The sequence below is a fragment of the Shinella sp. 20P9.1.1 genome (genome assembly GCF_057798995.1).
The window spans coordinates 77,291-94,695 of sequence record NZ_JBYOLC010000011.1 but is presented as its reverse complement, the minus strand read 5'-3'; the positions used below and the strand labels follow the sequence as shown (position 1 = coordinate 94,695).

General features: G+C 62.7%; 15 protein-coding genes and 1 tRNA gene. 9 read left to right on the top strand and 7 right to left on the bottom strand.

Going from position 1 to position 17,405, the window contains the following annotated elements; translation table 11 throughout:
- The first annotated feature begins 94 nt into the window (after nucleotides 1–94).
- From secD to AC27VQ_RS18900, 4 genes are all read left to right on the top strand, one after another.
- Nucleotides 95–2,599 (top strand): protein translocase subunit SecD, encoded by a 2,505-nt coding sequence (gene secD, locus AC27VQ_RS18915; protein WP_488717493.1) that lies wholly within the window; start codon nucleotides 95–97, stop codon nucleotides 2,597–2,599.
- On the top strand, nucleotides 2,592–2,978 hold the full coding sequence (locus AC27VQ_RS18910; protein ID WP_421592430.1) for an Mth938-like domain-containing protein: 387 nt from the start codon (nucleotides 2,592–2,594) through the stop codon (nucleotides 2,976–2,978). The genes secD and AC27VQ_RS18910 overlap by 8 nt, the downstream gene beginning before the upstream one ends.
- Before the next feature lie 15 nt (nucleotides 2,979–2,993).
- Nucleotides 2,994–3,845: a phytoene/squalene synthase family protein gene (locus AC27VQ_RS18905; RefSeq protein ID WP_488717492.1), complete on the top strand. Its 852-nt coding sequence runs from the start codon at nucleotides 2,994–2,996 to the stop codon at nucleotides 3,843–3,845.
- Between the two features lie 76 nt (nucleotides 3,846–3,921).
- Nucleotides 3,922–4,365, top strand: coding sequence for a hypothetical protein (locus AC27VQ_RS18900; protein ID WP_313525272.1), 444 nt, complete (start codon nucleotides 3,922–3,924; stop codon nucleotides 4,363–4,365).
- 12 nt (nucleotides 4,366–4,377) lie between these two features.
- Here AC27VQ_RS18900 and trmFO read toward each other — a convergent pair whose 3' ends face one another.
- The 3 genes from trmFO to AC27VQ_RS18885 all read right to left on the bottom strand — a co-directional run bounded on the left by trmFO (nucleotide 4,378) and on the right by AC27VQ_RS18885 (nucleotide 6,576).
- Nucleotides 4,378–5,787 carry a methylenetetrahydrofolate--tRNA-(uracil(54)-C(5))-methyltransferase (FADH(2)-oxidizing) TrmFO gene (gene trmFO / locus AC27VQ_RS18895; protein WP_488717491.1) on the bottom strand — a complete coding sequence of 470 codons (1,410 nt, stop codon included), beginning with the start codon at nucleotides 5,785–5,787 and terminating at the stop codon, nucleotides 4,378–4,380.
- 155 nt (nucleotides 5,788–5,942) lie between these two features.
- The gene (locus tag AC27VQ_RS18890) at nucleotides 5,943–6,086 is read right to left on the bottom strand and encodes a DUF1127 domain-containing protein (protein ID WP_117371029.1); all 144 of its coding nucleotides are present in this window, start codon (nucleotides 6,084–6,086) and stop codon (nucleotides 5,943–5,945) included.
- 346 nt (nucleotides 6,087–6,432) lie between these two features.
- Nucleotides 6,433–6,576, bottom strand: coding sequence for a DUF1127 domain-containing protein (locus tag AC27VQ_RS18885; protein ID WP_117371030.1), 144 nt, complete (start codon nucleotides 6,574–6,576; stop codon nucleotides 6,433–6,435).
- A gap of 1,083 nt (nucleotides 6,577–7,659) precedes the next feature.
- Between AC27VQ_RS18885 and AC27VQ_RS18880 the strand changes: the two genes are divergently transcribed.
- The 4 genes from AC27VQ_RS18880 (at nucleotide 7,660) to tig (ending at nucleotide 11,233) form a co-directional block, all read left to right on the top strand.
- On the top strand, nucleotides 7,660–8,763 hold the full coding sequence (locus tag AC27VQ_RS18880) for a DUF2157 domain-containing protein (protein ID WP_488717490.1): 1,104 nt from the start codon (nucleotides 7,660–7,662) through the stop codon (nucleotides 8,761–8,763).
- A 3-nt stretch (nucleotides 8,764–8,766) separates the two neighbouring features.
- On the top strand, nucleotides 8,767–9,357 hold the full coding sequence (locus tag AC27VQ_RS18875; RefSeq protein WP_488717489.1) for a GDYXXLXY domain-containing protein: 591 nt from the start codon (nucleotides 8,767–8,769) through the stop codon (nucleotides 9,355–9,357).
- A 135-nt stretch (nucleotides 9,358–9,492) separates the two neighbouring features.
- Nucleotides 9,493–9,577, top strand: a tRNA-Leu gene (locus AC27VQ_RS18870).
- A 180-nt stretch (nucleotides 9,578–9,757) separates the two neighbouring features.
- On the top strand, nucleotides 9,758–11,233 hold the full coding sequence (gene tig, locus AC27VQ_RS18865) for a trigger factor (RefSeq protein WP_488717488.1): 1,476 nt from the start codon (nucleotides 9,758–9,760) through the stop codon (nucleotides 11,231–11,233).
- Nucleotides 11,234–11,539: 306 nt separating this feature from the next.
- Here tig and AC27VQ_RS18860 read toward each other — a convergent pair whose 3' ends face one another.
- From AC27VQ_RS18860 to AC27VQ_RS18845, 4 genes are all read right to left on the bottom strand, one after another.
- Nucleotides 11,540–12,316: an amino acid ABC transporter ATP-binding protein gene (locus tag AC27VQ_RS18860; protein ID WP_313525252.1), complete on the bottom strand. Its 777-nt coding sequence runs from the start codon at nucleotides 12,314–12,316 to the stop codon at nucleotides 11,540–11,542.
- Nucleotides 12,317–12,333: 17 nt separating this feature from the next.
- A complete protein-coding gene (locus tag AC27VQ_RS18855; protein WP_313525249.1) occupies nucleotides 12,334–13,488 on the bottom strand; it encodes an amino acid ABC transporter permease in 1,155 nt (384 codons plus the stop codon).
- A 1-nt stretch (nucleotide 13,489) separates the two neighbouring features.
- Nucleotides 13,490–14,698, bottom strand: coding sequence for an amino acid ABC transporter permease (locus AC27VQ_RS18850; RefSeq protein WP_488717487.1), 1,209 nt, complete (start codon nucleotides 14,696–14,698; stop codon nucleotides 13,490–13,492).
- A gap of 97 nt (nucleotides 14,699–14,795) precedes the next feature.
- Nucleotides 14,796–15,824: an amino acid ABC transporter substrate-binding protein gene (locus AC27VQ_RS18845; RefSeq protein WP_314095194.1), complete on the bottom strand. Its 1,029-nt coding sequence runs from the start codon at nucleotides 15,822–15,824 to the stop codon at nucleotides 14,796–14,798.
- Nucleotides 15,825–16,177: 353 nt separating this feature from the next.
- On the opposite strand from AC27VQ_RS18845, the gene AC27VQ_RS18840 reads away from it, so the two are divergent.
- Nucleotides 16,178–17,368 carry a cystathionine beta-lyase gene (locus tag AC27VQ_RS18840; protein ID WP_488717486.1) on the top strand — a complete coding sequence of 397 codons (1,191 nt, stop codon included), beginning with the start codon at nucleotides 16,178–16,180 and terminating at the stop codon, nucleotides 17,366–17,368.
- Nucleotides 17,369–17,405: the final 37 nt, after the last annotated feature.

Here is a 17,405-nt window from a genome sequence, read left to right as displayed (position 1 = left end):
CACGCCGCGTTGTTTTTTGGTTCACGCAATTCCGGCAGAATGGTTTCGCCCCAAGATGGCTTAACCCCGCCGGAATTGACGTAGCGAGACCCTGATGCAGCAATCCGCCCGCTGGAAGACCCTTGCCCTCTGGCTCGTCCTCGTGGCGAGCCTTCTTGTCCTGCTGCCCAGCCTTCTTCCAGCCCGCACGGCCGCCGGCCTGCCGAACTGGATCGTGGCGCACCGCCTCGTTCCGGGCCTTGATCTCACCGGCGGGTCCCGCCTCGTTCTCGAAGTTTCCCGTACTGATATCGCCGCAGACCGCCTGCGCGCCGTCGTGGAAACCATCGGCAACACCCTGCGCGCCGCCCGCATTCCACACAGCGATCTCAACGGCGCTGAAGATACCGTCGATGTCACGGTGACCGCGACTGACCGCGTCGATGCGGCCCGCGAGGCACTGGCTGGCCTTGATGTTGGCACGCTGAGCGAGCCGCAGCCGGGCCAGTTCAATATCGTGCTGTCCTCCGCCGCTATTGACGAGGCCGTGCAGGCCGCGTCGCTCGGCGCCGTCGATGCCGTACGCCGCCGCGTCGAAAGCCTCGATATTCCTGCCCTTTCCGTTCGTCGCGGCGAGCGCGACCGCATCGTCGTGGCGATGCCGGGCCTCACCGATCCGCAGCGCGTCAAGGATCTGCTGTCGCAGGCGGGCAAGCTCTCGGCGCGGCTGGTCGATGACAGCATGCCGGTCAACACGGCGATCGAGGAGGGGGCACCTGCCGGTTCGGAAGTGCTCTATTCCACCGGCGAGCCGCCGGTCGGTTATCTGGTGCGGCAGGACGATCTCTTCACCGCGGCGGATGTCGCCTCGGCAGAGCCGGCGGCCAACGGCGAGCCCTTCATCGAATTCGTGCTGCGCGCCGAGGCTGCCGAGCGGCTGGCCGCCTTCACCCGCGACAACAGCGGCCGTACCATCGCCATCCTGCTCGACGGGCAAGTGATCTCCACCTCGCAGATCCAGGGCGCCATCACCGACGGCGTCGGTCGCCTCTCCGGCGATTTCGACGCGGAAGGTGCGGCGAACCTCGCCCGAATCATCGCAAGCGGCCCGCTGCCGGCACCCGTGACGATCATTGAGGAGCGCTCGATCGAGCCGGCGCTGGGCGCCACCTCCACCGGCACCGTGGTTATCGCGCTTGCAGTTGCGGTTCTCGCCGTGGTCGCCTTCATGACCTTCTTCTACGGCGTTCTCGGCATCATCGCCTCGCTGTCGCTGTTCTTCAACGTCACGCTGACCTTCGCGATCCTCGCCCTCATCGGTGCGCCGCTATCGCTCTCCATGATCGCCGGCATCGTCTTGACCGTCGGCATCGCCGTCGATGCCAGCGTGCTGATCTTCGAGCGCATTCGCGAGGAGACCAAGGCCGGCCGGTCGTTGGACGAGGCCGTCGATACGGGCTTCGGCCGCGCCCGCGCCACGGTGCTGGATGCGTCGGCGACGATGCTCATCGCCATCGCCGTGCTCTTCCTGCTGTCCGCCGCCCCCGTGCGCGCCTTCGCGCTCGCCGTCGGCATCGGCATGCTGGCGACGCTTTTCACCACCTTCGGCCTCACGCAGCGCCTCGTACGCGCCTGGCTTGGCCGCAGCCACATCACGCATCTGCCCAAGGGCGTGCGCACCGGCCTGTTCGACCGTCTCAACCTGCGCTTCATGGCCGTGCGCAACGGCGTCTTCCTACTGACAGCAGTGCTGTCGATTGCCATTGCCGGCCTTCTCTATGTCGGCAAGCTCCGGCTCGGCATCGATTTCACCGGTGGTGCCGCGCTGGAACTCCAGGCGAAGGACGGCAATGCCGATCCCTTCGAGATCGCCGCCCGCCTCACCGATACGGGCGTCGATGTCCAGAGCGTCGATGCGACACGCGATCCGCGCCGGGCGCTCGTGCGCCTCACCGCCCAGGGCGAAGGCGAGAATGCCGAGCAGACCTCCGTTCTCATCGCCCGCGGCGAACTGGAGGATGATTATGATTTCCGCCGCGTCGAGGTTGTCGGCCCAGCCATATCGGGTGAGTTGATCGATACAGCCACGCTCGGCTTCGTCGCCGGCCTGCTGGCGCTCGTCGCCTATATCTGGATCCGTTTCGAATGGCATTTCGCCATCGGCGCCATCATCTCGCTGGCGCATGACGTGTTCTTCACGCTGGGCTTCCTGGCGCTCGCCAAGATCGAGTTCAACATCAGCGCCGTCGCGGCGCTTCTGACGGTCGCGGGCTACTCGCTCAACGACACGATGGTGGTCTATGACCGCATTCGCGAAAACCTGCGCCATTTCAAGCAGATGCCGTTGCCGATCCTGATCGACGACGCGATCAACCGTACGCTGTCGCGCACCGTGCTGACCTCGGCGACGACGCTGATCGCGCTTGCGGCGCTGGCTCTGCTCGGTGGTGAGGCGATCCGCACCTTCGCGCTGACGCTGCTCTTCGGGGTGGCGATCGGCACCATATCCTCTATCTACATTGCCGGACCGATCCTCATTCTGTTCCGCCTCCGGCCGGAGCGCTACCGCCCCGGCAAGGGTGGCGCGGGGACGGTCCCGGAGACGGGAGCCAATGGCTAAGGGTATCGAAATCCGGGAGGCGCATTTCCCGGGACGCGCGCCGATCGACGCATATGGCAATGGCGGTTTCCGCTTCGCCGACATGTCGCATCGCGGCTCCATCCTGTGCCTGCCCTCTGGCATCCACGGCTGGGACAAGACGGAAGACACGCCGCTGACCTTGGCCGATCTCCAGCGTGTGCTGGACGAGGCGGGTGAGATCGAGGTGCTGCTTGTCGGCACCGGCAAGGAGATTCGCCCGTTGCCGGCCGAGATCAAGGCCGCACTGCGAGAACGCCATATCCGTTCCGACCCGATGAGCACGGGGGCTGCGGTGCGCACCTTCAATGTCATGCTGGCCGAAAGCCGCGCGGTTGCCGCCGCCCTCATCGCCGTGTGACACGAAAGACCTGACGTGACCGAGACCAAGGACAACTATGCGCACTGCCTGGCAGTGCTCCGCGACACCGATCGCGACCGCTATCTCGCCTGCCTGCTGGCGCCGGCGGAGAAACGCGGCCCGCTTGCTGCCCTCTACGCCTTCAATGCCGAGATCGCCCGCGTGCGCGATTCCGTGCGCGAAGCGCTGCCCGGCGAAATCCGCCTGCAATGGTGGCGCGATCTCCTGGAGGGCGAGGCGGACGGCGACGCCATGGCCAATCCGCTCGCCGCCGGCCTCATGACCTGTGTGAAGGAATACCGGCTGCCGGTCGCGGTGCTGACGGATATGATCGAGGGGCGCATCTTCGACGTTTACAACGACCCGATGGAAAGCCGCGCGGCGCTGGAAGGTTATGCCGGCGAGACGGCGTCTGCGCTGATTCAGCTCGCAAGCCTCATTCTCGATCCTGCAAACGCTCCGAAATCCGCCGAGGCTGCCGGTCATGCCGGTGTCGCGCAGACCGTGGCCGGTGCACTGCTCCTCCTGCCGATCCACCGCCGGCGCGGCCAGGTCTATCTGCCCGCCGACCTTATGGCTGCAACGGGCCTGACGCCGGAAGCGCTGCTCGCCGGCAACGACCCGGCCGCCGCTGCCCGTGCCGTGGAAGCCTTTGTCGGGCTCGGCCGCGACCATCTCGCCAAGGCGCGCGCCGCCAATGGCGTGTCGGTTGCGAATCGCGCCGCCTTTTTGCCAGTCGCCCTCGTTGCGCCTATATTGAGGGCGGCGGAGAAAGCGGGCTCCGGTGCGCTGGAGGGCGGGCTCCAACCCGCCCAATGGCGGCAGCAGTGGTGGATGTGGCGCGCCCTGCGGCGTGGCCCGTTCTGAAAACGTGTCAGGACGTAAAACTGGCGCAAGCCTTGTCGGCTACAGCGGCTGAACGTGTTTTGCGGGAGGAGAGTCGATGTTCTGGACCATCATCATCGCCGGCCTGTTCGTGGCCGGCCTGATCTTCCGCCACAAGTTTCGCAGTGAGGATCGGCAGGAAGAGGCTGGCGAGGATGCCGGCCTTGCCATCGTGGAGTTCGGCCGGGCCTTTCCGGAGGAGGCCATCCGCGCCGTCGTGACCACCAAGGATCGTCGGACGGTCTTCCTTCGCCTGCACGACGGCAAGGCTGGCTGCATGCAGGCCCACGGCCACCACTATGCCTGCCACCTGATCGAGCCGGGTACGGTCCGCGTCAACAGCGCCGGCCCGAGACGCCTGACCGTGGAATACGCCAATGCCGCCTTTGAAGGCGGCACCTATGAATTCCGCGACGAGAAGGAGGCGGCAGAAGTCTCCCTCTGGCTGCTCGGCAGCTTCATGCCGGGCGCTGCAAACCTCAACGCCCAGCCGGCCGGCTAACTCATCTGACGATCAGCGCCCGAGCCAGCGGGCGCAATCTTCCAAGGCGCGTGCGGCGGTTGCCTGCTTCTTGGCGACCGCTTTGTCTTTGCCGCGAAACCGTTTCAGCCCTTCGGGCCGAACGACCGCGCCGGGCTCCAGCGGCGGGAAGAGGCCGAAATTGACGTTCATCGGCTGGAAGGAGCGCTTGCCCGGCTCGTCTTCCGAGACGATATGGCCGCCGGTGATGTGGTTCAGCAATGCGCCGAAGGCCGTCGTTTCGGGCGGCAGCGACGGAGTCTGGCCGAGCCGTTCGGCCGCGGCGAAGCGGCCGGCAAGCAGACCGATACTGGCGCTTTCCACATAGCCTTCGCAACCGGTGATCTGACCGGCGAATCGGAGGCCCGGACGGCCCTTCAGCGTCAGTGAGCGGTCGAGCAGCGTCGGCGAATTGATATAGGTGTTGCGGTGCAGGCCGCCGAGGCGGGCGAATTCCGCGTTTTCCAGGCCGGGAATCAGCCGGAAGATTTCGGCCTGCGCGCCATATTTCAGCTTCGTCTGGAAACCGACCATATTGTAGAGCGTGCCGAGCGCATTGTCCTGGCGCAGTTGAACGACGGCATAGGCCTTGACGGTCGGATTGTGCGCATTGGTCAGGCCCATCGGCTTCATCGGGCCGTGGCGCAGCGTCTCGCGGCCGCGCTCGGCCATCACCTCGATCGGCAAGCAGCCGTCGAAATAGGGCGTGCCTTCCCATTCCTTGAAGCCCGTCGTGTCGCCGGCGATCAGCGCATCGACGAAGGCGTTGTACTGCGCTTCGTCCATCGGGCAGTTGATATAATCCTTGCCCGTGCCGCCGGGGCCGACCTTGTCGTAGCGCGACTGGAACCAGCAGATATCCATATCGATGCTGGCGGTGTGCACGATGGGCGCGATCGCATCGAAGAAGGCGAGCGAATCGGCGCCGGTGCGCGCCTGAATGGCGGCGGCAAGCGACGGCGCGGTGAGCGGGCCGGTGGCGATGATCGCCTGGTCCCAGTCCTCCGGCGGCAGGCCGGTCACTTCCTCGCGGGTAACGGTGATCAGCGGATGGCTTTCAAGCGCGGCCGTCACGGCGGCGGAAAAACCATCGCGGTCGACGGCGAGCGCGCCGCCTGCGGGCACCTGGTTCGCATCGGCCGAACGCATGATGAGAGAGCCGGCAAGCCGCATTTCGGCATGCAGAACGCCGACGGCGTTCGAGGTGGCGTCATCGGAGCGGAAGGAATTGGAGCAGACGAGCTCGGCAAGGCTGTCCGTCTTGTGCGCATCCGTGCCGCGCACGCCGCGCATTTCATGCAGGATGACGGGAATGCCGGTTTCGGCAATCTGCCAGGCGGCTTCCGAGCCGGCAAGGCCGCCGCCGATGACATGGATGGGAGTGTGGGAAGAGGTCTTGGTCATGGGCGGTTGGTTATCATGGGCAACGGCGCATTTCCAAGGAAAAGCATTGGGGCGGGGCATCATGCCCCTGGAATCAAAAACGGCACCAGATGGTGCCGTTTGATCGTCCCTCGCGCTGGCCGTTTCCGGCCGCAGCGGCGGAAACCGGCTCTATCTTAGCGGAAGGAACGGGCTGCGATGTCGCGGATGTCGTAACGGGTCAGGCCGATGTCGGACAGCGTGTGGTTCGACAGGTTGCCGAGTTCGTTCATCGTGCGGCGGTAGGACATCCAGTTCTTGGCAATGCGGATCGGGTTCATGGTCGTTTCCTCGAAGTGTTGGCCGGGAGGTCTGTCTCACCGGTTTGTGACGCCTATATACGCGACACCCTTGTTAATGTGCAGTGCAAAGAAAATGCAGCTGCTATGCATTTGTGCAATAAGACGATGACGGATCAGGCAGATGCTCGCGCTGCATGCGAAATAGCCAGAAAGTGCTGCTATTCCAGGCATGTGGCCGGAGCGAGCGCTCGCGGTTGCCATCCCGCACAGTGTCGCAGTCGGGGAATTGCGACATTGTGCGCCGCAAAAAGACGTGCAAACGAAAACGCCCTCCGGTGGGAGCCGGAGGGCGTTCAAATTGCGACCCGTATGGGGTCCGGTCGGCTTAGATCGAAGCCTTGCGAGCGATGTACGGGATATCGCTGCGGCCGATGCCGAGATCGCGAAGTTCACGGTCGGTCATACGGCCGAGTTCGCTGACGGTCTGACGGTACTTGCGCCAGTTGTTGAAAGAGCGTGCCAGGTTCATGTCATTTACCCCTTTCGTGGGCTTGCGTACTGGGCGGCCGCTCGTCTTTGGCGCCGCCCTGATCTGATGAATTGGAATATACGCTGCGCCGCGGAAAAAGACAGCGCAATTGCCGTATGGCACCCATGCGTTTTGCGCATGTCAAGCGGAAATTTCGGCGAAATTCTGGCCAAAATCTGGGCCTGAAGCCACAAAGGTAAATAAGCCATGCGAGATTGGTTGGTTGCGGTGCAAAAAGCAACGCCCGCCGGGGGAGGAGATCCGGCGGGCGTTGCTAATATCGATTGGCAGCTTGGGAGGAGGAGGGGCTGCCAATCCTTGTCGGGGACGTTGGGAGGAGGAGATCGTCGCCCGACCGATGAGAAGGCTATAGCCTGCCCGAAGGATGGGCAAAAGTGCGCGATGGGAATGGCACCCATGCGTGAGCCGCATGCTTTCGGCCCGCCTGTGCTGAATGCGGCGCAGGCATCGGCATGCAGCGGATGGTGACGGGCGATTTTGGGATTGCGGGGCGTGGTTTGCCAGGTATCTGGCGAAAACAATAACGCCCGCCGGGGGAGGAGGTCCGGCGGGCGTCATTAAGAATGATTGGCAACTGGGAGGAGGAGTGTTGCCAATCGTATCGGAGGAGCGCTGGGAGGAGGAGTGCGCTGCTCCGAATTCCTGTTCAATCCCGTTTCCGGCATCGGGTCTGTCGGCATCATGCCGGGCGTTCGACCATTCCGCCCTCCGGTCTGCCTGTCGCCTCAGCGGCGCCTTGGTTTCCGGTCCGGACCATCTCTGATCCGATGACTACAATCTAACCCGATCCCTCGATTTTGTGCAGTGCAATATGGGAATGGATGATATGCGCCCGCTGCATGCCCGAAATCGAAACGCCATCGGCGTCTTGTTGCTAAATCTGCCAGGGATTTCTTTATTTCCCGTTAATCATCCCGCCCGTCGTGCGGCCTTTACCCCGAACGATCGTCCGCATTGCGGATTGTCGCTTCGATTGCGAATTTCTCGACGCGCTATACCGTTCTTGCTGACAGGGTGTGAAGCACGCGAGTCGGGCGCATTTCAGAAAAAGGGCGGGGACGAATGTATAGGGGCAGGTTGGAACGCGATCTCAAACTGTGGACGCAGCAAGGCTTGCTCGATGCGCCGACCGTCGATCGTCTCCTGAAGGAATATGATTCCCGCGAAAGCTCGTTCAGCCTCGGCCGTGTGCTGATGATGATTGCCGCTCTTCTGGTGTCGGCCGCCGTGCTGCTGCTGGTCGCCGCCAATTGGGAGGCGATACCGCGCCTCGTGCGCGTCGTCGGCATCGTCGCGCTGATCTGGGGTGCCTATCTGGCGGGCGGCCTGCTCATCCAGCGTGGCGCGCCGCGGCTTGCCGCCGCCTTCCTTGCTGTCGGCACTTTGGCCTTCGGCGGCGCCATCGCGCTGATCGGGCAGATGTATCATCTCTCGGGCGATGCGCTTCAGGCGATGCTCGTCTGGTTTGCCGGCGCGGTGATTGCGGCAATACTTTTCCGCTCCGGCGCCGTGACGGCCATTGCCGGTTTTCTCGCCTTCGCCGTCGCCTGGACGGACTGGAGCGAATCCTACCATGCCAGCGATACTTTGCTGCTCTGGCTGATGCCGCTGATGGCCGTCATCGTCATCCTGCTGGTGCGTTACACGGACGCCGGGCGTGTGCGCCATATCGCCTATCTGCTGCTGGTCGCCTGGCTTGCCTTCATCTATGGCGAACACGATACCCCCGCCACGGCGATAACAATCGCATCGCTCGGCGCGCTGGCCTATCTGCTAGCCGCCGTGCCGCAATCGCCGCTTCACGCGCTGGCGCGCAGCGCCGGTGCTGCCCCCGCCTTCTATTCCTATCTCGTGCTGCTGCTCGGCCTGTTTGTTCTGCATGCCGAATTCGACGCCGTGGGAGATCGCTTGATGCTCGGCATCATCACGCTTGTCGTGGCCATCGGTGGCATCGTGTTTTCAGGCAAGGAGAACGGCGCGGTGCGTTATCTCGGTTACGTCACCTTCGCGGCTGAAACGCTCTATCTCGCCTCTGAAACCATCGGTTCGATCATCGGAACATCCGGTTTCTTCCTGATCTCCGGTCTGGTGGTCGCGCTGATCGCCTGGGCCGTGATCGTCGTCGAACGCCGTTTTTCCAGGGTTGAAACCAAGGCGGAGGCCTGAGCCATGTCGATCCTTTCTTCTTTCCGCATTCCGCCGGTCGTAGCCGCCATCATCGCAGCAGCTCTGCAGACGGCCGTGCTCGGCTACATGGTCGAAAGCCGCGCCTCGATCCTGCGCAACGGCGCGGATATCAGGTTGAAGACGCTGCCCCTCGATCCGCGCGATCTGCTGCGCGGCGATTACGTCATCCTCTCCTACCCAATCTCGACGATCGCGAAGGATATCGTCACGGGGGAGGTGCCGAAGGTGAACGGCCGCGAGCGGCTTGTCGTGCGCCTGAAGCCCGGTACGGACGGGCTGTGGACGGCGACCGAGGCGAGTTTCGGCACGCTCGCGCCTGAGGAAGGCAGCGTTCTCCTGCGCACGCAGCCCTTCGATTACTACTCCGTGACCGACGGCGTGCTGCCGGACAGCCTTTTCGTCAGCTACGGCCTCGAGCGCTATTATGTGCCGGAAGGGCAGGGCAAGGTGCTGGAGGAGGCCCGCAACCAGGAAGAGCTCGAGGTGGAGGCGCGCGTGGCGAAAGACGGCACGCCGCAGATCGCCCGGCTGATCCTGCGCGGCGAGCCTGTCTATGACGAACCGCTTTATTGAGCGCAAGGGCTGGGAGAACAGTCATTTCCGTGTCATTTTTCCTTTGATCCGCCGAAAACGGGTGATATAGAGACGCCGCGCTCGGAAGGCGTCATGGGAGCGGCCTGGCCGCCCGTGGCAACGAGGTTTCTGAGAGCGGGTATGGTGAAATTGGTAGACACGCCAGATTTAGGTTCTGGTGCCGCAAGGCGTGGGAGTTCAAGTCTCTCTACCCGCACCAGAACCACGAAACGCGCAAAACAACAGGTTTGCGTGGGCGTGGAGCATTTCAGCGCGCCATTTTGCTTGCCAAAAGGCCACCGAATTCAGTAAAGCCACTGCCGGCAAATGGACCGGCGGGGTGCTCGCCATAACCGGAACCGCGGTTTGAGCACCGCCAACTCGAAATGAAGGTTTGAACATGCAGGTTATCGAAACGCTCGCTGAAGGGCTGAAGCGCGAAATCAAGGTCGTCATCCCGGCCAAGGACATGGAAGCTCAGATGAACGAGCGTCTTGAGGACGTGAAGGGCCGTGTCCGCATCAACGGCTTCCGTCCGGGCAAGGTGCCCTTCGCCCATCTCAAGAAGATGTACGGCAAATCCGTCATGGCCGAACTCGTCAACGAGATCGTCCGCGACCGTCCGACCGCCATCCTCTCCGAGCGCGGCGAAAAGTCGGCCACGCAGCCGGAAGTCGCGATGACCGAAGACCAGGCCGAAGCCGAGAAGATCCTGAACGGCCAGGCCGATTTCGAATTCACGCTGTCCTACGAAGTCATCCCTGCGATCGACCTCAAGGACAATTCCGGCATCGCCGTCACCCGTGAAGTCGTCGATATCGACGCCAAGGAAGTCGACGAGCAGATCCTCAAGATCGCCGAAAGCGCCCGTTCCTACGAAACCAAGAAGGGCAAGGCTGCCGACGGCGACCGCGTCACGATCGATTACCTCGGCAAGGTCGATGGCGAAGCCTTCGACGGCGGCAAGGACGAAGACGCAGAACTCGTTCTCGGCTCCAACCGCTTCATCCCGGGCTTCGAAGAGCAGCTCGTCGGCCTGAAGGCTGGCGACGAGAAGGTCATCACCGTTACCTTCCCGGCTGAATACCCGGCCGCAAACCTTGCCGGCAAGGAAGCGACCTTCGACATCAAGGTCAAGGAAGTCGCTGCCGCCGCCGACGTCGAAATCAACGACGAGCTGGCCACCAAACTCGGCCTCGAATCGGCCGACAAGCTGCGTGAAATCGTCCGCGGCCAGATCGAAAGCCAGTACGGCTCGGTCACCCGCCAGAAGGTCAAGCGTCAGATCCTCGACCAGCTCGACGAGATGTACAAGTTCGAAACCCCGGAGCGCCTGGTCGAAGCCGAGTTCGAGAACATCTGGCGCCAGATCAACACCGATCTCGCCCAGTCCGGCAAGACCTTCGCTGACGAAGACACCACGGAAGAAGCCGCTCGCGAAGAATACCGCAAGCTCGCCGAACGCCGCGTCCGCCTCGGCCTCGTTCTCTCGGAAATCGGCGAAAAGGCCGGCGTCCAGGTCACCGACGAGGAAATGCAGCAGTCGCTTTATCAGCAGCTGCGCCAGTTCCCGGGCCAGGAAAAGCAGATCCTCGAATACTTCCAGAAGACCCCGGGTGCCGCCGCTTCGCTGCGCGCGCCGATCTTCGAAGAAAAGGTCGTCGATCACCTGCTCGGTGAAATCAAGGTAACGGACAAGACCGTTTCCAAGGAAGACCTGCTGGCTGATGACGAAGACGGCGACGACAAGGGCTCCAAGAAGGCTGCGCCGAAGAAGAAGGCTGCCGCCAAGGCCGAAGCTCAGGAAGGCGAAGACGCCGCTCCGAAGAAGAAGGCCCCGGCCAAGAAGAAGGCCGCTGAAGGCGACGCCGAGTAATCGGTTCGACATATCGTATCTGGAAAAGGCCGCCCATCGGGCGGCCTTTTTCGTTCCGCGATAGCCGGCGGATACCGCGCTGCCGTTGTGCGTGCGGCCTGACGCCTACGCGCCACGAAGGAGAGGTGAGCTTGTTCACTCCTTGAGTGGCAGTGCAGATGGGCGGGCTCTGCCAACCTCATTTACCCCACCTGCGGGCTTCTGGAGCCCCAACATCCACGCAATGCGCACGACGCTGCCCATTCGGGCAGCAAAAAAAAGGCGAGCCTTGCGGCCCGCCTTCGCAAAATCCCGATGCCGACCCGCTTAGTGCAGGATCTGGCTGAGGAAGAGTTTTGTGCGCTCGTGCTGCGGATTGTCGAAAAACTCGGCCGGCGAATTCTGTTCGACGATCTGGCCCTGGTCCATGAAGATGACGCGGTTGGCGACCTGGCGGGCAAAGCCCATTTCGTGCGTCACGCACAGCATGGTCATGCCTTCCTCGGCCAGCGACACCATCGTGTCGAGCACTTCCTTGACCATTTCCGGATCGAGCGCGGAGGTCGGCTCGTCGAACAGCATGATCTTCGGCTTCATGCACAGCGAACGGGCGATTGCCACGCGCTGCTGCTGGCCGCCCGAAAGCTGGCCCGGATATTTGTTGGCCTGCTCGGGGATCTTGACGCGCTTGAGGTAGTGCATCGCCACTTCCTCGGCATCCTTCTTCGGCATCTTGCGCACCCAGATCGGCGCCAGCGTGCAGTTTTCCAGGATCGTCAGATGCGGGAAGAGGTTGAAGTGCTGGAACACCATGCCGACTTCGCGGCGCACTTCGTCGATCTTCTTCAGGTCGTTGGTCAGCTCGATGCCGTCGACGACGATCTGGCCCTTCTGGTGCTCTTCCAGCCGGTTGATGCAGCGGATCATCGTCGACTTGCCGGAGCCCGACGGGCCGGCGATGACGATGCGCTCGCCCTTCATGACCTTGAGATTGATGTCGCGCAGAACGTGGAAGTCGCCGTACCACTTGTTCATGTTGGTGATCTCGACCGCGACATCCGTGGTGGAGACTGCCAGTTTTTGCGCCTGGGCTTGGTTGGCCATGTGTGTGTTCCTCTCACTTATCTCTTGTGGCTCTTGTCGAGGCGGCGTTCGATGAAGGCCGAGTAGCGCGACATGCCGAAGCAGAAAATCCAGAATGTGAAGCCGGCGAAGATCAGACCCGTCAGCGGCGTGACCGGCGTGATCCAGCCCGAATCCCCAAAGCTCGCCTTCACGATGCCGAGCAGGTCGTACATCGAAATGATCGTGACGAGGGACGTATCCTTGAACATGCCGATAAAGGTGTTCACGATGCCGGGGATCACGAGTTTGATGGCCTGCGGTAGCACGATGAAGGTCATTTTGTGGAAGTAGTTTAGACCAAGTGCATCGGCCGCTTCATATTGTCCTTTCGGAATGGCTTGAAGACCGCCGCGAATGACCTCCGCCATATAGGCGGATGCGAAGATCGACACGCCGATGAGCGCGCGCAGGAACTTGTCGATATTGTTGCCCGGCTCCAGGAAGAGCGGCAGCAGCACGCTTGCCATGAAGAGAACGGTGATCAGCGGCACGCCGCGGATCAGTTCGATGAAGGCGACGCAGACCGTCTTCAGGATCGGCATGCTCGACCGGCGGCCGAGCGCTAGGAGGATGCCCGCCGGCAGCGAGATCGTGATGCCGACGAAGGAGATGATCAGCGTCACCATCAGGCCGCCCCAGAGCGACGTTTCCACATGGCGCAGGCCGAAGACGCCGCCAAGCAGCAGGAAGAACGCGACCACCGGGAGCACGATGAGCAGCAGGATCGCGTTCAGCCCCTTGCGCGGCACCTTCGGCATCAGGAAGGGGATGAGCAGCCCGACGAACATGGCGACGACAAGAAGCGGCCGCCAAAGCTCGTCACGGGGGTAGGAGCCGAACATGAACTGGACGAAGCGGTCGCCGACATAGGCCCAGCAGGCACCGTTCCAGCCGGCGGGCAGCTGGCCGCCCTGTTCGACCGTCAGGCAGGCCGTGCGATCCGACCCGGTCCAGACGGCCGAGACGAACAGCCAGTTGATCAGGCCTGGCAGGAAATAGACGAGTGCGGCAAGCGCAATGAGCGACAGGACGCTGTCCTTCACCGAGGCGAAGAGGTTCTTGCGGACCCAGCCGATGGCCGTCGAATCGGACAGCGGCGGCTTTTCGGGCTCGAGGAACCGGTCGCGGACGTAGGTAATGCTCTCGGTCATCTCAGCGCTCCACCAGGGCCATCTTGGCATTGAACCAGTTCATGAACAGCGACGTGACGAGGCTGATCGAGACATAGATCAGCATCCAGATCGAGATGATCTCGATCGACTTGCCGGACTGGTTGAGGATGGTGCCGCCGACCGCGACGAGATCGGCATAACCGACGGCCACCGCGAGCGAGGAGTTCTTGATGAGGTTGAGATATTGCGAGGTGAGCGGCGGAATGATGATGCGCAGCGCCTGCGGCAGGACGACGAGGCGCGTCGCATGGCCGGGCCGAAGGCCGAGCGCATAGGAGGCTTCGGTCTGCCCGTGCGAGACGCCGCGGATGCCGGCGCGTACGATCTCGGCGATGAACGAGGCCGTGTAAAGCGACAGCGCGAGATAGAGCGCCAGGAATTCCGGCCCGATCACCATGCCGCCCTTCATGTTGAAGGAGCCAGGCACCGCATAGTCGAGCGACAGCGGCTGGCCCATCACGATGAAGACGGCAAGCGGCAGGAGCACGATGAGCGCGAGATTGACCCAGAGAACCGGCGGGCGCTGGCCTGTGGCGCGCTGGCGGGCATTGGCCCAGATCGTGAAGGCGATGGCCGCGACGATGCCGATCAGCAAGGCGGCGAGCACCACGCCGAACCCTTCACCGAACACCGGAGCCGGCATGTAGATGCCGCGGTTCGAGATGAAGAAGACGGCGCCCGGATCGTCCTTGACGCTCTGGAAGATCGTGCGGATGGACGGGAGCAGGGCGAGAACGCCGAGATACCAGAAGAAGATAACGAGCAGCGGCGGGATGTTGCGGAAGATTTCCACATAGACCGTGCAGAGCCGCGCGATCAGCCAGTTGTGCGACAGGCGCCCGACGCCGACCAAAAGGCCGACGATCGTCGCGGTGACGATGCCGGCGGCGGCGACCACGAGCGTGTTGATGAGGCCGACCTGCAACGCGCGGAAATAGGTCGAGTCGCTGGAATAGGAGATCAGCGCCTGCGCAAGGTCGAAACCGGCGCGACTGTTCAGGAAGCCGAAGCCCGCCGTCATGTTGGCGCGGGCAAGGTTCTGGACGACGTTGTTCCAGGCGTACCAGACGGCGCCGATGATCACGACGAGCGTGACGACCTGATAGACGACGCTTCTGAGCGCCGGATTGTAAAGAAGCGATACCTTCGGCGGTTCGCCGGACCCTGTTCGGGCATCCGCAAGAGCCATGCATTTCCCCTGACGTTGGTTCGCCCTGTTTGCCGGGCGTTTGTTTTAAAGGGGAGGGCGTTTCTGCGCCCTCCCGATCGTCACGTCTGACCGTAGCTTAGCGGATCGGCGGAGCGTACTGCAGGCCGCCCTTCGTCCACAGGCCGTTCAGGCCGCGTGCGATCTTGAGCGGGGAACCTTCGCCGACATTGCGCTCGAAGGATTCGCCGTAGTTACCGACAGCCTTGATGATCTGCACGGCCCAGTCCTTCGGCAGACCGAGGTCGGCACCGATGGTCGAGTCAGCTTCTTCGCCGAGGAAGCGCTTGATATCCGGGTTGGCGGACTTCTTCATCTCTTCGACATTTGCGGTCGTGATGCCGAACTCTTCGGCGGCGACCATCGCATAGTGCGACCAGGTCACGATGTCGAACCACTTGGAGTCGTTCTGGCGAACGGCCGGGCCGAGCGGCTCCTTGGAGATGATTTCCGGCAGAACCATATGGTCGTCCGGATTGGCCATCTTCAGGCGGATCGAGTAGAGGCCCGAAGCGTCGGTCGTGTAGGCGTCGCAACGGCCGGCATTGTAGGCGGCGTCGGCTTCATCCTGCGCTTCGAAAACGACCGGCTTGAAATCCATGTTGTTGGAGCGGAAGTAGTCGGCGAGGTTCAGTTCCGTCGTGGTGCCGGACTGCACGCAGACCGAGGCGCCGGAGAGTTCGAGCGCCGACTTCACGCCGAGCTCCTTCTTCACCATAAAGCCCTGGCCGTCATAGTAGTTCACGGCGCGGAAATCGAAGCCGAGCTGCGAATCGCGGCTGACGCTCCAGGTGGTGTTGCGGGCGAGAAGGTCGATTTCACCCGACTGCAGAGCCGGGAAGCGGTCCTTCGCCGAAAGGGGAGTGAACTTCACCTTGGTGGCATCGCCGAAGACGGCAGCGGCCACGGCCTTGCAGAGATCGATGTCGAGACCGGCCCAGTTGCCAGCCGAATCCTGCGCGCCGAAGCCGGCGAGGTTCGAACCGTTCACTCCGCACTGCACGAAGCCCTTGGCCTTCACGTCAGAGAGCGTATCTGCCTGAGCAGCCGTTGCGCCAAGCCCCAGCACGGCAGCGCCAACGAGCGCTGTCACGATTTTTTTTGCCATTTTTTCACAACCTTTTTCTGTTGTCTTTGTTTTGTCCGCTGGTCACGCATTCGAATGAACACGGTGCGGAACTCGCCACCCTCCCGGCGCGAGGTTGCTTATCTCATTCTCAAAATTACGCAGGGTCAAGTGACCGGGCCTATTTTCCGGTTGCGAACCCAAATTTGTCAGCATTTGATGCAGTTTTGGGCAAAAACTCGGGGAATTGTGCAGTAAATCGCTCAAAAAATCCACTTCTTTAACATTTGAAGCGCTTTGAACGACATCTCGATCAGAGAGGTGGGGTTGACCTGCGGCGCTGGCTGGCGAAAAGTCGCCTCCGCAAAGCCCCTTCGCATTTCCGGATGAAATCCATGAAAAACAGAGACGAAATCCTCGCCGGCGCCGGCGTGAACACCCGCCTTGCCCATGCCGGGAACGACCCGGCGGATTATCACGGTTTCGTCAATCCGCCGGTCGTGCACGCTTCGACCGTGCTTTTCCCCAATGCCGCGACGATGGAGAACCGGGCGCAGAAATATACGTATGGCACGCGCGGCACTCCGACGACGGATGCGCTTTGTGCGGCGATCGATGAGCTGGAGGGCTCTGCCGGCACCATTCTCGTGCCATCGGGTCTTGCCGCCGTCACCGTGCCGTTCCTCGCCTATCTTTCCTCCGGCGATCATGCGCTCATTGTGGATTCGGTCTATCACCCGACGCGGCATTTCTGCGACACGATGCTGAAGCGTCTCGGCGTGACCGTCGAATATTACGATCCGATGATCGGCGCGGGCATCGAAGCCCTGATCAAGCCGAACACCAAGCTCGTGCACACGGAAGCGCCGGGCTCCAATACGTTCGAGATGCAGGACATCCCGGCGATTGCCGCCGCCGCGCACAGACATGGCGCCGTCGTCGCCATGGACAACACCTGGGCGACGCCGCTCTATTTCAAGCCGCTGGATTTCGGCGTCGACGTCTCCATTCATGCGGCGACGAAATATCCGGCGGGTCACTCCGACGTGCTGTTCGGCACCGTCTCGGCCAATGCCGCCCATTGGGACCAGCTGTTCGACACGCAGATCACGCTCGGCACCTGTGCATCGCCCGACGATTCCTATCAGGTGCTGCGCGGCCTGCGCACCATGGGCGTGCGGCTGGAGCGGCACCAGGAAAGCGCTTTGGAATTGGCGCGCTGGCTGGAAGGCGTCGATGACGTGTCGCGCGTGCTGCATCCGGCATTGCCGAGTTTTCCGGGCCACGATCTGTGGAAGCGTGACTTCAAGGGCTCGAGCGGCATCTTCTCCATCGTGCTCGACGGCGGCTCGCCGGAACGTCACAAGGCCAAGGCTCATGCCTTCCTCGACGCGCTCGGCATTTTCGGCCTCGGCTATTCCTGGGGCGGCTTCGAATGCCTGGCGGTGCACGTGAACCTCAACGACCGCCGCGTCGCCAAGGGGCCGGAAGAAGGTCCGGTGCTGCGCCTGCAGATCGGCCTCGAGGACGTGAAGGACATCAAGGCGGATATCGAACGCGGACTGGCCGCGGCGCGCGCCGTCTGACGCAGAAAATGCCCTCATCCGGTTTGCCGGGTGAGGG

Excerpts from the sequence above, each read along its gene's own strand:
- secD (WP_488717493.1), top strand. The coding sequence starts at position 95 with ATGCAGCAATCCGCCCGCTGGAAGACCCTTGCCCTCTGGCTCGTCCTC.
- AC27VQ_RS18900 (WP_313525272.1), top strand. The coding sequence starts at position 3,922 with ATGTTCTGGACCATCATCATCGCCGGCCTGTTCGTGGCCGGCCTGATC.
- AC27VQ_RS18910 (WP_421592430.1), top strand. The coding sequence starts at position 2,592 with ATGGCTAAGGGTATCGAAATCCGGGAGGCGCATTTCCCGGGACGCGCG.
- AC27VQ_RS18875 (WP_488717489.1), top strand. The coding sequence starts at position 8,767 with ATGTCGATCCTTTCTTCTTTCCGCATTCCGCCGGTCGTAGCCGCCATC.
- AC27VQ_RS18860 (WP_313525252.1), bottom strand. The coding sequence starts at position 12,316 with ATGGCCAACCAAGCCCAGGCGCAAAAACTGGCAGTCTCCACCACGGAT.
- AC27VQ_RS18855 (WP_313525249.1), bottom strand. The coding sequence starts at position 13,488 with ATGACCGAGAGCATTACCTACGTCCGCGACCGGTTCCTCGAGCCCGAA.
- AC27VQ_RS18885 (WP_117371030.1), bottom strand. The coding sequence starts at position 6,576 with ATGAACCTGGCACGCTCTTTCAACAACTGGCGCAAGTACCGTCAGACC.
- tig (WP_488717488.1), top strand. The coding sequence starts at position 9,758 with ATGCAGGTTATCGAAACGCTCGCTGAAGGGCTGAAGCGCGAAATCAAG.
- AC27VQ_RS18880 (WP_488717490.1), top strand. The coding sequence starts at position 7,660 with ATGTATAGGGGCAGGTTGGAACGCGATCTCAAACTGTGGACGCAGCAA.
- trmFO (WP_488717491.1), bottom strand. The coding sequence starts at position 5,787 with ATGACCAAGACCTCTTCCCACACTCCCATCCATGTCATCGGCGGCGGC.
- AC27VQ_RS18840 (WP_488717486.1), top strand. The coding sequence starts at position 16,178 with ATGAAAAACAGAGACGAAATCCTCGCCGGCGCCGGCGTGAACACCCGC.
- AC27VQ_RS18850 (WP_488717487.1), bottom strand. The coding sequence starts at position 14,698 with ATGGCTCTTGCGGATGCCCGAACAGGGTCCGGCGAACCGCCGAAGGTA.
- AC27VQ_RS18845 (WP_314095194.1), bottom strand. The coding sequence starts at position 15,824 with ATGGCAAAAAAAATCGTGACAGCGCTCGTTGGCGCTGCCGTGCTGGGG.
- AC27VQ_RS18890 (WP_117371029.1), bottom strand. The coding sequence starts at position 6,086 with ATGAACCCGATCCGCATTGCCAAGAACTGGATGTCCTACCGCCGCACG.